Below are 18,328 nucleotides of genomic sequence, written 5' to 3' on the forward strand. Positions count from 1 at the left end.
TTGGTTATCCTTTAACGCACACCACCTGACGCAGGGTATGCACAATTTCCACCAGATCCGATTGCGCGGCCATCACCGCGTCAATGTCCTTATAGGCCATCGGTATCTCATCGATAACGTCCGCATCTTTACGACATTCCACATGCGCGGTGGCGCGAATCTGATCGGCGACGCTAAACAGCTTTTTCGCTTTAGTACGGCTCATGACGCGCCCGGCGCCGTGGCTGCATGAACAGAACGACTCTTCGTTACCCAATCCGCGCACAATAAAGCTTTTCGCCCCCATGGATCCCGGAATAATACCGTACTGACCGCGCTGCGCGGATACTGCGCCTTTACGGGTTACAAAGATCTCTTCACCAAAGTGCTGCTCTTTTTGCACATAGTTATGGTGACAGTTAATTGCCTCGCTCATCAAGGTAAAGGGCTTAGTGATGATTTTTCGCAGCGCCAGCAGCACGTTTTCCAGCATCGCTTCACGGTTGGCGCGCGCATAATCCTGCGCCCAGCCGACAGCCCGAACGTAATCAGCAAAATGCTCGCTGCCCTCAGAGAAATAAGCCAGATCGCGCGAGGGTAAGTTAGCAATATGCTGCTGCATATCTTTTTGGGCCATTTCAATGAAATAGCTACCAATAGCGTTACCAATACCGCGCGAACCAGAGTGCAGCATTACCCATACCTGCTGCGCCTCATCGAGGCAGATTTCGATAAAGTGGTTACCGGTACCCAGCGTTCCCAGGTGCTTATAGTTATTAGTGTTAAGGAAACGCGGATATTTGCTCGTTAACCACTGGAACTCCGCGTGCAGCGTTGCCCAGTGCGCATCAACGTTCGCAGGCGGATTTTCCCATGCCCCCGCATCACGACGTCCCCGTCCGGTCGTCCGTCCGTGCGGCACGGCGGCTTCAATCGCACTACGCAGTTCAGCCAGGTTGTCCGGAAGATCCGCCGCCGTTAAGCTGGTGCGCAGCGCGTTCATTCCGCAGCCAATATCCACGCCAACCGCCGCCGGGATAATCGCACCCCGCGTTGGGATCACGCTGCCGATAGTCGAGCCTTTTCCGAGATGCACATCGGGCATAACGGCAACGTGGTTGAAAATAAAAGGCATTTTTGCCGTATTGATCAGCTGCTGACGCGCGTCGTCTTCCACAGGCACGCCTTTAGTCCACATTTTTATCGGGGCGTTCTGGGTGGTCATTAATTCATAACTCATTGTCTTTTCTCATTTTATTAATAGGGTGGCGACAAGTTTTATGGCGGATCGTTATCAGTATGCTCTATCTGATTGAGCTACAGAGGCTGGCTCCGGCAGGATTTGCACCTGCAACCTTACTGTCCCATGTAGATTCGCCGGCATTCGCCAGAACAGGGTGGCACGACAAAAAGAGGTGGATCGGCCTGCTCTACCTCTGAGCTACGGAGTCAGACTCCGGCAGGACTCGAACCTGCGACCTGGACCATCATAGGGTGTAGATCCACCAGCATTCGTGCCTTCAGCGCCGCGCGACAAATTCATAGCCGGGATGATACGCATCGGGAAAGATGTAATCCCGGCCAGCATTCGCGTCGCGCTGAATACTCATTGCAGCGTCACGGACCCGATTTCCTCGAGCCAGTGCGCGCTGCCGTAGCGACCGTTAACAAAGTTATCAATCACCGTAAACACCTCGTCGCTAAAACCGCCGACGTTCAAAATATCGTCCCGCTCCGCCGCCTGGGTGGTGCCGTAAGGCAGCAGATCGATACACACCAGGCGAGCCTGCGGGTTGCGTTTTTTTAGCGCGGCCCAGCACTCCATAGTTGCGGTCGAGCCATGGCGCGACTTATCAATCCAGGATTCGTTATCCGACACCATGATCACCAGATCCACCCGCGCCCGCTCGGCCAGCAGCTTGCGCAGCGGCGCGGAGCAGTTGGTGCCGCCGCCGCCGACCGCCGCCAGCTTCTGCGCGTTGCGCATCACCGACTGCCAGGGGTCGAGCGCGACGTTTACCACATCGCATTCGAACGGCAGCACCCGGGCCTGCGAATGATTACGCAGCACGGCGGCAGCAATCAGCCCGGCCACGTCCACGCAGCGAATTTTGCTGGTTGCTCCCTGACGATAGCCGGTTATCGATGAGCTCATCGACCCCGATACGTCCGGGCAGACCACCACGTTGCCGCGCAGCTGCGGAACGTTCTCCAGCGCAAACTCCATCGCGTGTTCTAAAGCATTGCCGATCGCCTGCGGCACGCCGCTTTGCAGGTTGCTCCACGCAGACAGCAGCTGATAGGGATAAACTCTGGCCTGACGCACCTGCTCCCTGTCCGCCAGCCGCTTCGCCACGCGGGAGGTCAGATCTGCATTCTCAAAAACGCCGTGACGCGCCAGAGTATTCAAATTCATTCGTAGCGTTTGCCAGCTCATCCGCTGTGCCAGCTGCGCCCACTGTTCAGCACTCAGCGGCAAGTGGGTCAGCAGTAAAAACGGCACATCGGGCAGCGCCGCGCCATTCACCCCTTCGCGAAACGCCAGCAGCGCGCGCGTTTTCTCCGGCAACAGCGCTTTGTCGCAAGGCTTACCGATTAGCCAGGCGAAAAAAGCCTCCTGCCATGCAGCCTGCGGACGCGGGTGAACCATTTTGACAACATCCGCGAGAGACGGAGAGTTGCCTGGCGAGGCCTGTAATAAACGCTCTTCGCTGGCTTCCTGCAGCCAACGCTGGACCAGCTTCTTCGGCCGGGTACCCAGCGAACGCCGCCCGGTGACGCCGCTACGCAGTATCTGCACAAAGTTACGCAGCATCCGACCGTTGTTAATCACCCGCGCAAACACCAGCGGTAGCAGAGCCGAGCCGCGCGCCGCAAGTAAGGCAGTTAACAGCGCGGGCATATCCTTCATCATTCCCCGCTCGCGACCATAAATCGCCAGCTGGGCCAAAAAGAGATCGTCGACATCCTGCGCAATAACCAGTACATCATCCAGCTGCGCCTGAGCGCTGGCATAAAAGGTTTCGTTCATGCAGCCGGTCATGACCATCTGCGCTAAGCGATGACGCGGACTTAAGGCAAAAGCCGCCGCGCATTGGTGATTTTGCGTATCGGCCAGCGGTGCATTCCGTAACAATGAACGGAACAAAAGTGGATTAGCCATCTGTTTTCCCATTTCCGTTATTCTCCATGCCATAGCTATTGCAACCGGCGTGCCAGAAATTAAATAAATCATTAACCATATGATTTTAATGAGTTAATAATTTTTATGTGCATCAGGTCGAAAAAGTCACTGCATGAGAAAAGCTAAAAGGCGATAATTAAATATCGTCTTTTATAAGGAAATCTAAGATGCGTAAAACGGTGGCTTTCGGTTTTGTCGGTACGGTACTGGATTACGTTGGCCGCGGCAGCCAGCGCTGGGAAAAATGGCGGCCAACCTTATGCCTGTGCCAGCAGGAAACATTGGTCGTTCATCGCCTTGAGCTGCTGTACGACGCCCGTTCGCGCGGCTTGTTTGAAACCTTAAAGCAGGATATCGCCAGCGTCTCGCCGGAAACGGAGGTCATCGGCGTCGAGATAACCATCCGCAATCCGTGGGATTTCGAAGAGGTTTACGCCTGCCTGCACGATTTCGCCCGCAGCCATACGTTCCATCCGGAAGATGAAGACTATCTGATTCATATTACTACCGGCACTCACGTGGCGCAGATCTGCTGGTTCCTGCTGGCCGAAGCGCGCTATCTCCCGGCACGGTTAGCGCAAACCTCACCGCCGCACAAGAAAGATAAGCCGCACAGCTCCGGCGGCATAACAATCATTGATCTCGACCTCAGCCGTTATAACAACATCGCCAGCCGCTTTGCCCAGGAACGGGAAGAAACGCTTAACTTTCTGAAATCCGGCATCGAAACCCGTAACCAGCGTTTCAATCGGATGATTGAGCAAATCGAGCGCGTCGCGATACGTTCCCGCTCCCCCATCCTGCTCAACGGTCCCACTGGCGCAGGGAAATCGTTTCTCGCCCGCCGCATCTATGAGTTAAAGCTGGCGCGCCATCAGTTTAACGGCCCGTTTGTCGAAGTGAACTGCGCGACTCTGCGCGGCGATACCGCGATGTCGACGTTATTTGGCCATGTCAAAGGCGCCTTTACCGGCGCGCGGGAGGAGCGGGCCGGTCTGCTGCGCAGCGCGAACGGGGGGATGCTTTTTCTCGACGAGATTGGCGAGCTGGGCGCGGATGAACAGGCGATGCTGCTTAAGGCCATTGAAGAACAACGCTTTTATCCCTTCGGCAGCGACCAGCAGGTTAGCAGCGATTTTCAGCTCATCGCCGGAACCGTGCGCGATTTGCGCCAGCTGGTTGCCAATGGTCAGTTCCGCGAGGACCTGTACGCGCGTATCAATCTGTGGACCTTTGAACTACCCGGCCTGCGCCAGCGGCAGGAAGATATCGAGCCGAATCTCGATTATGAAATTGAGCGTCACGCCGCGCTAACCGGCGACAGCGTACGTTTCAATACCGAAGCGCGCCGCGCGTGGCTGACATTCGCCACCTCGCCGCAGGCGTCGTGGAACGGCAATTTCCGCGAGCTTTCAGCCAGCGTCACCCGCATGGCAACCCTGGCGGAAAACGGTCGCATTACGGTAAATACGGTAGAGGATGAGATTGAGCGTCTACGCTACAGCTGGAATGATAACCGCCCTTCAGTGCTCGATACGCTCTTAGGGGCGGAGGCGGAAAATATCGATCTGTTCGACCGTTTGCATCTGCAGAACGTCATTGCCGTATGCCAGCAGGCTAAAACCATTTCCGATGCCGGACGTCAGCTCTTTAACGTCTCGCGCCTCGGCAAAGCCACCGTCAACGACGCGGACCGGCTGCGTAAGTATCTGGCGCGCTTTGGCCTGAGCTGGGAAACGCTGAAAAATCAGCACAGCTCCAGCTGAAGGTTGTTATCAGTAATCACCTTAAGTATGCCCGCGGGCGGCATCACATCGGTGTACACCGCATCGACCATGCTGATGCTGCCCATGTTCACCATCGCATTGCGGCCAAATTTAGAATGATCAACAACCAGCATTACGTGGCGCGAGTTTTCAATAATCGCCCGCTTGGTGCGCACTTCATGGTAGTCAAACTCCAGCAGCGAGCCATCGCTATCAATGCCGCTAATGCCGAGAATGCCGAAATCGAGGCGGAACTGGGAGATAAAATCGAGGGTGGCTTCACCGATAATGCCGCCATCCCGGCTGCGCAGCTCGCCGCCGGCCAGAATGATACGGAAGTCCTCTTTCGCCATAAGCGTGTTGGCGACGTTGAGGTTATTGGTGACGATGCGCAGATCGTTATGGTTGAGCAGCGCATGCGCGACCGCTTCCGGCGTGGTGCCGATATCGATAAACAGCGTCGCGCCGTCCGGAATTTCGCTGGCTACCTTGCGGGCAATGCGCTCTTTTTCCTGGGTCTGAGTCGATTTCCTGTCGTGCCAGGAGGTGTTCACCGAGCTGGAAGGCAGCGCGGCGCCGCCGTGGTGGCGGAGAATCATTTTCTGATCGGCTAAATCATTCAGATCGCGACGAATGGTCTGCGGGCTGACGGCAAATTGTTCGACCAGCTCTTCGGTGCTGACGTATCCCTGTTTCTTTACCAGCTCGATAATCGCGTCATGACGTTGTGTTTGTTTCATGAAATATCCCTGGGAACCTCTACGTTCGTTTTCGCACATTCTGCGTATCAACAAACGCCATCGCCAGCCCGGTCACCAGACCAGCCACGTGTGCGCCATTCGCAATCGACATGCCGAAAACATCAAACCATCCAGCAATTAACCATACTAAAGAGAAGAGTATCAAGCCGCGCTGTAAATAAATGCCGCTCTGGGGATCGCGCTCGCCTCGTAGCCAGACATAGCCCATCAGCGCATAGACCACACCGGAGAGACCGCCAAACCACGGGCCGCTAAACTGATGCTGAACAAAGCCGCTCAGCAAGGCGCTGATTACGGTAATCACCACCAGCTTGCCGCTGCCAATGCGCTTTTCTACCGCCCCGCCGAGATACCACCACCATAGCAGGTTAAACAGAATATGCATCAGCGAGAAGTGCATGAGCGCATGGCTAAAGTAGCGCCAGACTTCAAATTTCAACGAAGGATCGTAGGGCCAGGCCAGCAGCAGCATGACCGGTTGGTCGCCAAGAACCGTTTGTAGGACAAAGACGGCGATGCAGGCGAAGAGTACTCCCCAGGTTACCGGCCCGGCGTTACGGCGAAGCGTCGCTAAAAAGGGGAAACGCTGATAGTGCAGCCCGCTGTTGGTCTGCCCCGCCTGCCAGCTGGCGGCGAGGTAACGCGGATCGGCAGGATTCTCCAGGAAGCGGGCCAGCTCGGCCTGCACGCGTCCGGCCTGGCTCTCATCAGCCAGCCAGATATCGCTCTGCGTATGCTGCTGAATAGTCAGAATAATTCCCTGCGTCGCCATATAATCGACAAACGCCTGGGCCACGCGCGGGTTGGCAAAAGAGGTGATCATTAACATGCAGCGGATCGCTTATTCCACACAAAGGGAGATATTATAGCCACAACTCGCGCTAACGCCTAAAGCGCGCCGTGCGCGACTTCCGCCGGAAAATGCCGGTGCCAGGCGTCAAAGCCGCCATCCACGCTGTAAACTTTATCGTAGCCCTGCTGCAAAAGGTACTGCGCAGCGCCTTTGCTGCTATTACCGTGGTAGCACATCACCATGACCGCCGTATCAAAATCGTTATCTCGCATAAACGCGCCCAGCGTATCGTTAGTCAGATGAAAGGCACCCGGCGTATGGCCCATTGCAAAACTTTGCGGGTCGCGGATATCCACCAGCACCGCCGTCTGCTGATGCATCTTCTGGTGGGCTTCTTCTACGTTAATACATTCAAAGTGATCCATAAGTTCTCTTCTTTATCGACTCTTTATCGACAGGCTGCGGCGAAACGCCCCGGATTTTAGCGCCTAGTGTACAGCCTGGCGCTAAATAAACGCCAATATGTTACACGCATCACTCTGAAATGTTTTTTTGATGTTACCAAGAGCGCGATCTTTTGCTATATTGAGCGATATCGAACATTTATGAGCTTAAACGAAAGTGTAAGAGGTAGCGAGCGTGGAAACCAAAGATCTGATTGTGATAGGGGGAGGCATCAACGGTGCCGGTATCGCGGCAGACGCCGCAGGGCGTGGTTTATCCGTGCTGATGCTGGAGGCCAGCGATCTGGCATGCGCCACCTCCAGCGCCAGCTCAAAGCTGATCCACGGCGGGCTGCGCTACCTTGAGCACTACGAATTCCGCCTGGTGAGCGAAGCGCTGGCCGAACGTGAGGTCTTGTTAAAAATGGCCCCGCATATCGCCTTTCCGATGCGCTTTCGTTTACCTCATCGCCCACACCTGCGCCCGGCGTGGATGATCCGCATTGGTCTGTTTATGTACGATCATCTTGGCAAGCGCACCAGCTTACCAGGCTCAACCGGGTTGCGTTTTGGCACAGAGTCAGTACTTAAACCTGAAATTGTGCGCGGTTTCGAATATTCCGACTGCTGGGTTGACGATGCACGCCTGGTGCTGGCCAACGCCCAGATGGTGGTGCGTAAAGGTGGAGAAGTCCGCACGCGAACCCGCGCCATCTCGGCAAAACGTGAAAATGGTTTATGGGTCGTCGAAGCGGAAGACATAGATAGCGGCGAGAAGTTTACCTGGCAGGCGCGTGGCCTGGTCAATGCTACCGGCCCGTGGGTCAAACAGTTCTTCGACGAAGGGATGCACCTGCGTTCACCTTATGGTATTCGCCTGATAAAGGGCAGCCATATTGTCGTGCCGCGCGTGCATACCCAAAAGCAGGCCTACATTCTGCAAAATGAAGACAAACGCATTGTGTTCGTGATCCCGTGGATGGATGAGTTCTCCATCATCGGCACCACCGACGTTGAATATCAAGGCGATCCGAAAGCCGTAGCAATCGACGACAAAGAGGTTAACTACCTGCTGAACGTCTACAACGCGCACTTTAAAAAGACGCTCACCCGCGACGACATTGTCTGGACCTACTCCGGCGTGCGCCCGCTGTGCGACGATGAATCCGATTCGCCGCAGGCCATCACCCGTGATTACACTCTTGATATCCACGATGAAAACGGCCAGGCGCCGCTGCTGTCGGTATTTGGCGGTAAACTCACGACCTACCGCAAGCTGGCCGAGCACGCGCTGGAGAAACTGACGCCCTACTATAAAGGTATTGGCCCGGCATGGACTAAAACCGCGGTACTACCCGGCGGTGATATCGGCGGCGACCGTGACGACTACGCGGCTAAGCTGCGCCGTCGCTTCTCATTTATCAGCGAGTCCATGGCCCGCCACTATGCGCGGACTTACGGCAGCAATAGCGAATGGATCCTCGGCGAAGCGACTTCGGTTGCCGAACTGGGAGAGGATTTCGGCCATGAGTTTTACGAAGCCGAGCTGCGTTATCTTGTTGAACATGAATGGGTTCGCTCACTGGATGATGCAATCTGGCGGCGGACTAAGCAGGGAATGTGGCTGACGGCAGAACAGCAGACCCGTATCAGCGAATGGCTGGCGCAGCACGCGGGAAAGTCTGAACTGTCGCTGGCGTCATAAAGCCGGATTCGACAATCTTCCGCAGATAAAAAACGGGGCCCGCAAGCGGGCCCCGTTTTTGTGCTTCGCGCGTTATAGTCGTACCGGATTGATATGCCAGATATGATCGGCATACTCTTTAATCGTGCGATCCGATGAGAAGTACCCCATATTGGCGATGTTAAGCATCGCTTTGGTGGCCCACTCTTCCGGGTGGCGATACAGCTCATCCACCTTGTCCTGACAATCCACGTAGCTGCGGTAATCCGCCAGTACCTGATAGTGATCGCCGAAGTTAATCAGCGAATCCAGCAGGTCGCGATAGCGGCCGGGCTCCGATGGGCTGAACAGTCCGGTGCCGATCTGCGTCAGCGCCTGGTGCAGCTCTTCATCCTGTTCATAGTAATCACGCGGCTTGTAGCCGTTGGCACGCAGGGCCTCCACCTCTTCCGCCGTATTACCGAAGATAAAGAAATTCTCCGCTCCTACGTGCTCCTGCATCTCAACGTTAGCGCCGTCAAGGGTACCAATGGTTAACGCGCCGTTAAGCGCGAACTTCATGTTACTGGTCCCGGATGCTTCCGTTCCCGCCAGCGAGATCTGCTCGGAAAGATCCGCCGCCGGAATAATCAGCTGCGCCAGGCTAACGCTATAGTTAGGGATAAACACCACTTTCAGCTTATCGCCAATCTGCGGGTCGTTGTTCACGACCGCCGCGACATCGTTGATTAAATGAATAATATGCTTAGCCATGTAGTAAGCCGAAGCTGCCTTTCCGGCGAAAATATTCACTCGCGGTACCCACTCAGCGTCAGGATCGGCTTTGATGCGATTGTAGCGAGTGATCACATGCAGCACGTTCATCAGCTGACGTTTGTACTCGTGAATACGCTTGATCTGCACATCAAACAGCGCCTTCGGGTTCACCACCACGTTAAGCTGCTGCCCGATGTAGTTCGCCAGCCGCTGCTTGTTTTCCAGCTTCGCCTGACGCACCGCATTGTTAACCTTCGGATAATCAATATGCTGTTCTAGCTCTTTCAGCTGGCTCAAATCCGTACGCCAGGTGTGACCGATATTTTCATCAAGCACTTCCGATAACGGCGGATTCGCCAGCGCCAGCCAGCGGCGCGGAGTTACGCCGTTCGTGACGTTGGTAAAACGCATCGGGAAGATTTTGGCAAATTCAGCGAACAGCGATTCGACCATCAGCCGGGAGTGCAGTTCTGATACGCCGTTGACCTTGTGGCTCACGACCACCGCCAGCCACGCCATACGCACGCGGCGACCGTTAGACTCGTCGATAATCGATGTCCGGCCCAGCAGCGCCGTATCGTTGGGATACTGCTCCTGCAGGGTCTTCAGGAAGTAGTCGTTAATCTCGAAGATAATCTGCAAATGACGCGGCAGGATTTTACCCAGCATATCGACAGGCCAGGTCTCCAGCGCTTCACTCATCAGGGTATGGTTGGTATAGGAGAAGACCTGGCAGGTCACCTCGAACGCCTCATCCCAGCTGAACTTATGCTCGTCAATCAGCAGGCGCATCAGCTCCGGAATCGACAGCACCGGGTGCGTGTCATTGAGATGAATCGCGATTTTATCCGCCAGATTGGCGTAGGTTTTATGCAGCTGGTAGTGGCGGCTGAGAATATCCTGCACCGTTGCCGAAACAAGGAAATACTCCTGACGCAGACGTAGCTCGCGACCGGAGTAGGTGGAGTCATCCGGGTAAAGCACGCGGGAAACGTTTTCGGAGTGGTTTTTATCTTCCACCGCCGCGAAGTAGTCGCCCTGGTTGAATTTACCGAGGTTGATTTCGCTGCTGGCCTGAGCGCTCCACAGACGCAGCGTGTTGGTCGCGTCGGTGTCAAAGCCAGGGATAATCTGGTCATAGGCTTCTGCGATAATCTCTTCGGTCTCCACCCAGCGTGAGTTTTTACCTTCCTGCTGAATGCGGCCGCCGAAGCGCACTTTGTAACGCGTATTATGGCGCTCGAACTCCCACGGGTTCCCGTACTCCAGCCAATAATCCGGGGACTCTTTCTGCCGCCCATCGACGATATTTTGCTTAAACATGCCGTAGTCGTAGCGAATACCGTAGCCGCGGCCCGGTAATCCCAGCGCCGCAAGCGAGTCGAGGAAGCAGGCCGCCAGACGGCCAAGACCACCGTTGCCTAAGCCGGGGTCGTTCTCTTCGTCAATCAGCTCTTCGAGATTCAGCCCCATCTCTTCCAGCGCGCTGTTTACATCCTCGTAAATACCGAGCGATAACAGCGCGTTGGACAAAGTACGGCCAATCAAAAACTCCATAGACAGGTAATAAACCTGACGAACTTCCTGAGAGAGCTGCGCCCGGTTTGAGCGCAGCCAGCGCTCAACCATGCGATCGCGAACGGCGAACAGCGTGGCGTTGAGCCATTCATGTTTGTTAGCGATAGCCGGGTCTTTGCCGATGATAAACATCAACTTATAAGCAATAGAGTGCTTTAACGCCTCAACGCTCAGAGTCGGTGATGAGTAGCTAAAAGGTACATTCATAGCGTTGGCTCCTGCTTACAGCAAGCGTTGATAAAGTTCGCGGTAAGAATTTGCGGCAACCTGCCAGCTAAAATCCATGTTCATCGCCTGCCGCTGGACGTAACGCCAGAGCGACGGACGCGACCACAATACGAATGTGCGTCGAATCGCCCGCAGCAGCGACAGGGCATTACTATCTTCAAAAACGAATCCGGTAGCCAGACCGTCGGCGAGATTCTCCAGCGAGCAGTCGGAAACGGTGTCCGCCAGACCGCCGGTACGCCGCACGAGCGGTAGCGTGCCGTATTTCAGACCATACAGCTGCGTTAAGCCGCACGGTTCAAAACGGCTGGGTACCAGAATCACATCGGCGCCGCCCATAATGCGGTGGGAAAAGGCTTCATGGTAGCCAATCTGTACGCCAACCTTGCCTGGATGCTCAGCGGCGGCCGCAAGGAACCCCTCCTGCAGCACCGGATCGCCCGCGCCCAGCAGCGCCAGCTGGCCACCCTGTTCAAGCAGACCCGGCAGCGCTTCAAGCACCAGATCCAGCCCTTTCTGGCTGGTCAGGCGGCTGACAACGGCAAATAGCGGCGCTTTGTCATCCACCTTAAGTCCCATGGCGATTTGCAGCTGGCGTTTGTTCTCCGCTTTTTCTTCCAGCCGATCGCGATCATAGCGTGTTGCCAGCAGCAGATCGCTTTCCGGATTCCAGATCCGGTCATCGACTCCATTGAGGATCCCGGAGAGACGTCCCTCGTGCTGGCGCTGGCGCAGCAGCCCTTCCATCCCATAAGCAAACTGCGGCTCGGTTATCTCGCGGGCATAGGTCGGGCTGACCGCCGTAATATGATCGGCGTAGTAGAGACCCGCCTTCAGAAAAGAGATTTGGCCGTTAAACTCCAGGCCATGAACGTTATAGAACGACCACGGCAGTTCAATGTCGTTCATATGCCACGAATAGAACATCCCCTGGTAAGCCAGGTTATGCACCGTAAAAACCGACTTCGCCGGGTGGCCGCGTGCCGCCAGATAAGCAGGCGTCAGCCCCGCATGCCAGTCGTGGGCGTGAACCACGTCAGGACGCCAGAAAGGATCCAGCCCGCAGGCCATTTCGCTTCCGACCCAACCCAGCAGCGCAAAGCGCAGCACGTTATCGGTATAGGCATGCTGATTAGTGTCGTGATAAGGGCTCCCTGGGCGATCGTAGAGATGAGGGGCATCAATCAAATAGATGCCCACGCCGTTAAAGTGGCCAAACAGCAGCGTAATACGCCCGGCAAAAGTCTCCCGGCGCGTCACAACCTGCGCATCCGTCACGCCGCGACGGATATCAGGAAACGCTGGCAGCAGAACGCGCGTGTCGACGCCACCTGCAATTTGCGCTGCCGGTAGCGCGCCGATCACATCCGCCAGGCCACCGGTTTTTAACAGCGGGAACATCTCTGAACATACATGTAATACCTGCATTAGCGCTCCTGTGGGTACCCCAATTTCCGCAGCATGTCGCGGGTGACCAGCACGATACCTTCCTCCGAGCGGTAGAAACGACGTGCGTCCTCTTCCGCGTTCTCACCAATAACCATACCTTCCGGGATTACGCAGGCGCGGTCAATAATGCAGCGACGCAGGCGGCACGAACGGCCAACCCAAACCTCTGGCAACAAGACGGCCGAATCAATATTACAGAACGAATTCACCCGCACGCGCGGGAACAGCACCGACTGCACTACCACCGAGCCGGAGATAATACATCCGCCGGAAACCAGTGAGTTCAGGGTCATTCCGTGGCTGCCCGAGCGGTCCTGAACGAATTTGGCCGGCGGTAAAGGCTCCATATGGGTGCGGATCGGCCAGTTCTGGTCGTACATGTCGAGTTCCGGGGTTACCGAAGCCAGGTCGAGGTTGGCTTTCCAGTATGCTTCCAGGGTCCCGACATCGCGCCAGTAGGGCTCTGACTGCGGATCGGACTGCACGCAGGAGAGTGGGAAAGGATGTGCATATGCCATGCCAGCTTTGGTGATTTTCGGAATAATGTCTTTACCAAAATCGTGGCTGGAGTTTTCATCGCTGTCGTCGTCTTCCAGAAGCTCATAAAGATAATCAGCATCAAAGACATAGATACCCATACTCGCCAGCGATTTGCTGGCATCTCCCGGCATCGCCGGAGGGTTAGCCGGTTTTTCGACGAAATCGATAATTTTATCGGTCTCATCCACCGCCATCACCCCGAACGCCCGCGCCTCTTCAATAGGCACCGGCATACAGGCAACGGTGCAACGCGCGCCTTTTTCGACGTGATCGATAAGCATGCGCGAGTAGTCTTGCTTGTAAATATGGTCACCGGCGAGGATAACAACATACTCCGCCTTGTAGCGACGAATAATATCGAGGTTCTGCGTCACCGCATCCGCCGTGCCGCGGTACCAGTTTTCCCCCTGCATTCTTTGCTGAGCGGGCAGCAGGTCCACAAACTCGTTCATCTCTTCATTGAAGAACGACCAGCCGCGCTGGATATGCTGCACCAGAGTATGCGATTGATACTGGGTGATGACGCCGATACGACGAATACCTGAGTTAATACAGTTAGATAACGCAAAATCGATAATACGGAACTTACCGCCAAAATGGACAGCAGGTTTCGCGCGTTTATTGGTCAGATCTTTCAGACGGGTACCACGTCCCCCGGCAAGGATCAGCGCAACGGATTTGATCGGCAACTGACGCGCCAGCATCAACGGATCGTTCTTTTCTACCCCAACCATAATTAACTCCTTTTTTACTCCCCAGCTTGCCTGCCCTTCTCGCCGCGTCGTCGCTTCGAGTCCAACCGGAAGCCCCGAGGTTACGACCTTTGAAATACGCACACTCCGTGCGCGGGCCCATGCCAGACAGCCATAGTGACCGGATTATCCTCTCCGGCGAAAGGTGGAATGGCTCGCCATTCCCCCGCAGGTAAAGCCATCTCTGCCACCTCGGCGGTGGCGTTGAGCGCCAGCAGCCAGCGATCGGACAATACGATCTGCAAACGCGGCGCACCGTGCTGCCATTCATCGACAGATAGCGGCTGTGCATATTGGTTTAACCAGCGAACGCTGCCGTCTCCCTCCTGCCACCAGCGATTCTCGGTTAAAGCCGGAATACGCTGGCGCAGATGAATTAACGCGGCGGTGAACGCGGTCAACCCGCGGTTAGTATGGTTCCAGTCCAGCCAGGTCAACGCATTATCCTGACAGTAAGCATTATTGTTGCCATGCTGGCTGTGACCATGTTCGTCACCCGCCAGCAGCATCGGCGTTCCCTGCGCCAGTAGTAGCGTCGCCAACAGGGCGTGAACGCTGGCACGGCGCCGTTCAATTACAGCAAGACTCCCTTCTAAACCTTCTATTCCATGATTGTTACTGTAGTTATTGTTAGTCCCATCGCGATTCTCCTCCCCGTTTGCCTCATTGTGTTTCTGATTGAAACAAACGCAGTCGCGCAGGGTAAAACCATCATGCGCGGTGACCAGGTTAACCGCCGCCGCCGGCTCTCTTCCGTTACGCTGAAAAACGTCGCTGGAAGCGGCAAAACGCTGGGCAAAGTCGCCCAGAGAAACATTTTGCTGTAGCCAGAATCGACGCGCGGTATCACGAAAATGATCGTTCCACTCAGCGAATAACGGCGGAAAATTACCCACCTGATAACCGCCGGGGCCAATATCCCAGGGCTCAGCAATCAGCTTTACTTCCGCCAGGCGCGGATCGTTACGGATAGCCTCAAACAATGGCGCATCCTGGCGAAACTCCGGCGTGCGCCCCATCACCGAGGCCAGGTCGAAACGAAAGCCGTCGATGTGGCACTCATCGACCCAAAAACGCAGGCACTGGCGCGCATATTCCACCACGCCGGGATGACTGAGGTTGATGGTGTTGCCGCAGCCGGTCCAGTTGTGGTAATCACCGTCTTCCTTAATCCAATAATAGCTACGGTTATCAATTCCGCGCAGGGAGAAGGTTGGCCCCTCAAGGTCTATCTCCGCGCTATGGTTGAGAACCACATCAAGGAGCACTTCTATCCCCGCCGCATGCAGCGCCTTTACCGCATCGCGAAACTCATTTAACGCTTGTTCAGGCGCGCTGGCGTAGCGGGTGTCGAGGGCGAAAATCGCCAGCGGGTTATAGCCCCAGTAGTTGCTCAATCCCAACCGCTGAAGGCGCGGTTCGCTGGCAAACTGCGCCACCGGCATTAACTCTAGTGCAGTAATGCCAAGCGTGCGGAAGTATTCGATCATCACCGGATGGCCCAGCGCTTTGTAGGTACCGCGAATCTCTTCCGGGAGCTCAGGGTGCAGATACGTCAGCCCTTTCACGTGCGCTTCATAAATCACCGTCTGACCCCAGGGGGTACGCGGCGGCTTATCTCCGCGCCAGTCATAATGCAGGTCGATCACCCGCGACCTGGGCGCTACCGCCGCGCTATCGCGGTTATCGGGAGCATGGTCGCCGCCGTGAAGGCGCTCGTCGTCAGGCAGCCCGCCGACCACCTGATGACAGCAGGGGTCAAGTAGCAGCTTTGCTGGATTAAAGCGGTGTCCTTGCGCCGGGTCCCAGGGGCCATGGACGCGGTAACCGTAGTGCAGTCCCGGTCCGACATCAGCCAGCCAGCCGTGCCAGATATCGCCGCTGCGCGCGGTCAGATCGACACGCCGTTCGTTACCCTGTTCATCAAACACACAGAGCTCCACCCGCTCCGCATGGGCGGAAAAGAGGGCGAAATTCACCCCCTTGCCGTCGTAGCTGGCCCCCAGGGGGGCGGGATTTCCTGCTGTGAGTGCGATCATTGCGCCTCCCGCACCAGCCAGACCGTCGCCAGCGGCGGCAGCGTAATGGAGAGCGAGTGTTCACGACCGTGGCTGGCAATCGCTTCGCTTTCCACGACGCCGCCATTGCCGGTATTGCTGCCGTGGTAGTGCATTGAGTCGGTGTTGAGCTCTTCACGCCAGCGGCCAGGCTGGTTGATACCGAAGCGATAGTCATGGCGCGGTACCGGGGTGAAGTTGCTGGCGACGATAATTTCGTTGCCCGCCCTGTCGCGACGAACAAAGATAAATACCGAGCGCTCGTGATCGTCCACCACCAGCCATTCGAAACCGTAAGGATCGAAATCCAGCTCATATAACGCTTTATGGTGACGATAGGTATGGTTGAGGTCGCGCACCAGCCGCTGGACGCCGTGGTGCCAGTTGTCGCCGCCTTCCAGCAGATGCCAGTCGAGGCTTGCATCGTGGTTCCACTCGCGCCCCTGGGCAAACTCATTGCCCATAAACAGCAGCTTTTTACCCGGGAAAGCGAACATCCAGCCGTAATAGGCGCGCAGGTTTGCGAACTTCTGCCAGGCGTCGCCAGGCATACGGTCGAGAATCGATTTTTTGCCGTGCACCACTTCGTCATGGGAGAGCGGCAGGACGAAGTTTTCGGTGTAGTTGTAGAGCATACCGAAGGTCATCTTGTCGTGATGATGGCAGCGATACACCGGGTCCAGCTTCATGTAGTCGAGGGTGTCGTGCATCCAGCCGAGATTCCACTTGAACCAGAAGCCCAGTCCACCGGTGGATGAAGGACGAGAAACTCCGGCAAAATCGGTAGACTCTTCCGCCATCGTCACCGCGCCTGGCGTCTGTTCGCCCAGCACGCGGTTGGTATTACGCAGAAACTCAATGGCTTCCAGATTTTCCCGGCCGCCGAATTCATTCGGCACCCACTCACCCTCTTTGCGGCTGTAATCGCGATAAATCATCGATGCCACCGCGTCGACCCGCAGCGCGTCAATGCCGAAGCGCTCAATCCAGTACAGCGCATTGCCGACCAGGAAATTGCTGACTTCACGACGGCCATAGTTGTAAATCAGGGTGTTCCAGTCCTGATGGTAGCCTTCGCGCGGATCGCTATGTTCATACAGGGAAGTACCGTCAAACGAGGCAAGAGCAAAATCATCCGCCGGGAAATGGCCAGGTACCCAATCCAGAATGACGTTAAGGCCCGCAGCATGCGCGGCGTTGATAAAGTAGCGGAAATCCTCCCGGGTGCCGAAACGACGGGTTGGCGCATACAGGCCTGTTGGCTGATAGCCCCAGCTGCCGTCGAACGGATGTTCGTTAACCGGCAACAGCTCCAGGTGAGTGAAGCCCATCCATTTGGCATAAGGCACCAGCTGGTCGGCAAGCTCGCGGTAGCTCAGCCAGAAGTTATTGTCGGTATGGCGTCGCCAGGACCCCAGGTGCACTTCGTAAATCGATATCGGTGCATCAAACTGGTTAGCCTGCTTGCGCTCCGGCGGCTGTTCGACCTTTTCCGGCAGCCCGCAGATAAGCGAGGCGCTTTCCGGACGCATTTGTGCTTCAAAGGCGTAAGGGTCGGACTTCACCCGTAGATGACCGTGAGCATCAATAAGCTCGAATTTATACAGCTGGCCGTTCAGCGCCCCGGGAACAAACAGCTCCCAGATGCCGGACTCTTTGCGCAGACGCATCGGGTGGCGACGGCCGTCCCAATAGTTAAACTGGCCGACCACCGACACCCGGCGGGCGTTGGGCGCCCACACCGAAAACCGCGTGCCGACCACGCCGTCCATGGTATCGGCATGCGCGCCCAGCGTTTCATAGGGACGCAGATGCGTGCCTTCCGACAGCAGCCAAACGTCGAGATCCTGCAGCAGCGGGCCAAAACGGTACGGATCGTCAATCAGATTCTGCTGTCCGTGCCAGGTAACGGCCAGCTGGTAGCGAAAAGGGTTTTTACGACGCGGCAGAACGCCGCTAAAGAAACCACGCGCATCAAGTCTTTCTAGCTTGCCGACTTTGCGTCCGGTTTTTGGTTCAATGACCCACACATCGGTGGCATCGGGTAATAATGCACGAACTTCCAGCCCGGCGTCGGTGTAATGCATGCCAAGCACGGAAAATGGATCCGCAAAATGGCCGGCGATAAGCGCATTAATCACGTCCTTATCAATACGATCAGACATGTTTTCATCCTGTTGTAGGTGTCGCACTTTCCTGTTTCTGGCGACTTTTTTTGCCCTGAACGGCGCAGCACGTTATGCCTTCCCCTGCTCCGTCCCACCTTCAGGTAAGGAGACGTCATGACCCCTTACTTAAAGCATAGCCAAGGCTGAGTTACCTCCGTTGAGAAAAATCTAACATTCGCGTTTACTCTTT

At 56.0% G+C, this 18,328-nt stretch carries 12 protein-coding genes and 1 tRNA gene; 2 read left to right on the plus strand and 11 right to left on the minus strand.

Translation table 11 applies throughout. The features are described from left to right. Positions 1–4 precede the first annotated feature (4 nt). The 3 genes from GJ746_RS23485 to GJ746_RS23495 form a co-directional block, all read right to left on the minus strand. Positions 5–1,219: an RtcB family protein gene (locus GJ746_RS23485; RefSeq protein ID WP_154682312.1), complete on the minus strand. Its 1,215-nt coding sequence runs from the start codon at positions 1,217–1,219 to the stop codon at positions 5–7. 87 nt (positions 1,220–1,306) lie between these two features. Next, positions 1,307–1,430: transfer RNA gene (locus GJ746_RS23490), tRNA-OTHER, on the minus strand. Between the two features lie 155 nt (positions 1,431–1,585). After that, positions 1,586–3,142 carry a vWA domain-containing protein gene (locus GJ746_RS23495; RefSeq protein ID WP_154682313.1) on the minus strand — a complete coding sequence of 519 codons (1,557 nt, stop codon included), beginning with the start codon at positions 3,140–3,142 and terminating at the stop codon, positions 1,586–1,588. A gap of 188 nt (positions 3,143–3,330) precedes the next feature. Here GJ746_RS23495 and rtcR point away from each other — a divergent pair, with 188 nt between their 5' ends. Then, positions 3,331–4,929, plus strand: a complete 1,599-nt coding sequence (gene rtcR, locus GJ746_RS23500; RefSeq protein WP_154682314.1) for an RNA repair transcriptional activator RtcR — start codon at positions 3,331–3,333, stop codon at positions 4,927–4,929. Here rtcR and GJ746_RS23505 read toward each other — a convergent pair. From GJ746_RS23505 to glpE, 3 genes are read right to left on the minus strand one after another with little or no spacing between them, the layout of a single operon-like run. After that, on the minus strand, positions 4,911–5,669 hold the full coding sequence (locus tag GJ746_RS23505; RefSeq protein ID WP_154682315.1) for a DeoR/GlpR family transcriptional regulator: 759 nt from the start codon (positions 5,667–5,669) through the stop codon (positions 4,911–4,913). The two genes, rtcR and GJ746_RS23505, sit on opposite strands and share 19 nt — an antisense overlap. Positions 5,670–5,688: 19 nt before the next feature. Beyond that, on the minus strand, positions 5,689–6,519 hold the full coding sequence (gene glpG, locus GJ746_RS23510) for a rhomboid family intramembrane serine protease GlpG (RefSeq protein ID WP_154682316.1): 831 nt from the start codon (positions 6,517–6,519) through the stop codon (positions 5,689–5,691). Positions 6,520–6,578: 59 nt separating this feature from the next. After that, positions 6,579–6,908, minus strand: a complete 330-nt coding sequence (gene glpE / locus GJ746_RS23515; protein WP_154682317.1) for a thiosulfate sulfurtransferase GlpE — start codon at positions 6,906–6,908, stop codon at positions 6,579–6,581. Between the two features lie 214 nt (positions 6,909–7,122). Here glpE and glpD point away from each other — a divergent pair, with 214 nt between their 5' ends. Then, complete coding sequence (glpD, locus tag GJ746_RS23520) at positions 7,123–8,631, plus strand: glycerol-3-phosphate dehydrogenase (RefSeq protein ID WP_154682318.1); 1,509 nt, start codon at positions 7,123–7,125, stop codon at positions 8,629–8,631. A 72-nt stretch (positions 8,632–8,703) separates the two neighbouring features. Here the strand turns inward: glpD and glgP are convergent, their stop codons facing one another. From glgP to glgB, 5 genes are all read right to left on the minus strand, one after another. Then, complete coding sequence (gene glgP / locus GJ746_RS23525; RefSeq protein WP_154682319.1) at positions 8,704–11,151, minus strand: glycogen phosphorylase; 2,448 nt, start codon at positions 11,149–11,151, stop codon at positions 8,704–8,706. A 15-nt stretch (positions 11,152–11,166) separates the two neighbouring features. Continuing rightward, positions 11,167–12,600 carry a glycogen synthase GlgA gene (glgA, locus tag GJ746_RS23530; RefSeq protein ID WP_154682320.1) on the minus strand — a complete coding sequence of 478 codons (1,434 nt, stop codon included), beginning with the start codon at positions 12,598–12,600 and terminating at the stop codon, positions 11,167–11,169. Next, positions 12,600–13,895, minus strand: coding sequence for a glucose-1-phosphate adenylyltransferase (gene glgC, locus GJ746_RS23535; protein WP_154682321.1), 1,296 nt, complete (start codon positions 13,893–13,895; stop codon positions 12,600–12,602). Before glgC ends, glgA begins: the two co-directional genes overlap by 1 nt. Positions 13,896–13,975: 80 nt before the next feature. Then, positions 13,976–15,952: a glycogen debranching protein GlgX gene (gene glgX, locus GJ746_RS23540; protein ID WP_154682322.1), complete on the minus strand. Its 1,977-nt coding sequence runs from the start codon at positions 15,950–15,952 to the stop codon at positions 13,976–13,978. Further along, a complete protein-coding gene (gene glgB / locus GJ746_RS23545; protein WP_154682323.1) occupies positions 15,949–18,135 on the minus strand; it encodes a 1,4-alpha-glucan branching enzyme in 2,187 nt (728 codons plus the stop codon). Before glgB ends, glgX begins: the two co-directional genes overlap by 4 nt. Between the last annotated feature and the right edge of the window lie 193 nt (positions 18,136–18,328).

Origin of the sequence: Klebsiella oxytoca, assembly GCF_009707385.1 — a bacterium.
GTDB classification, from domain to species: Bacteria; Pseudomonadota; Gammaproteobacteria; order Enterobacterales; family Enterobacteriaceae; genus Klebsiella; species Klebsiella oxytoca_C.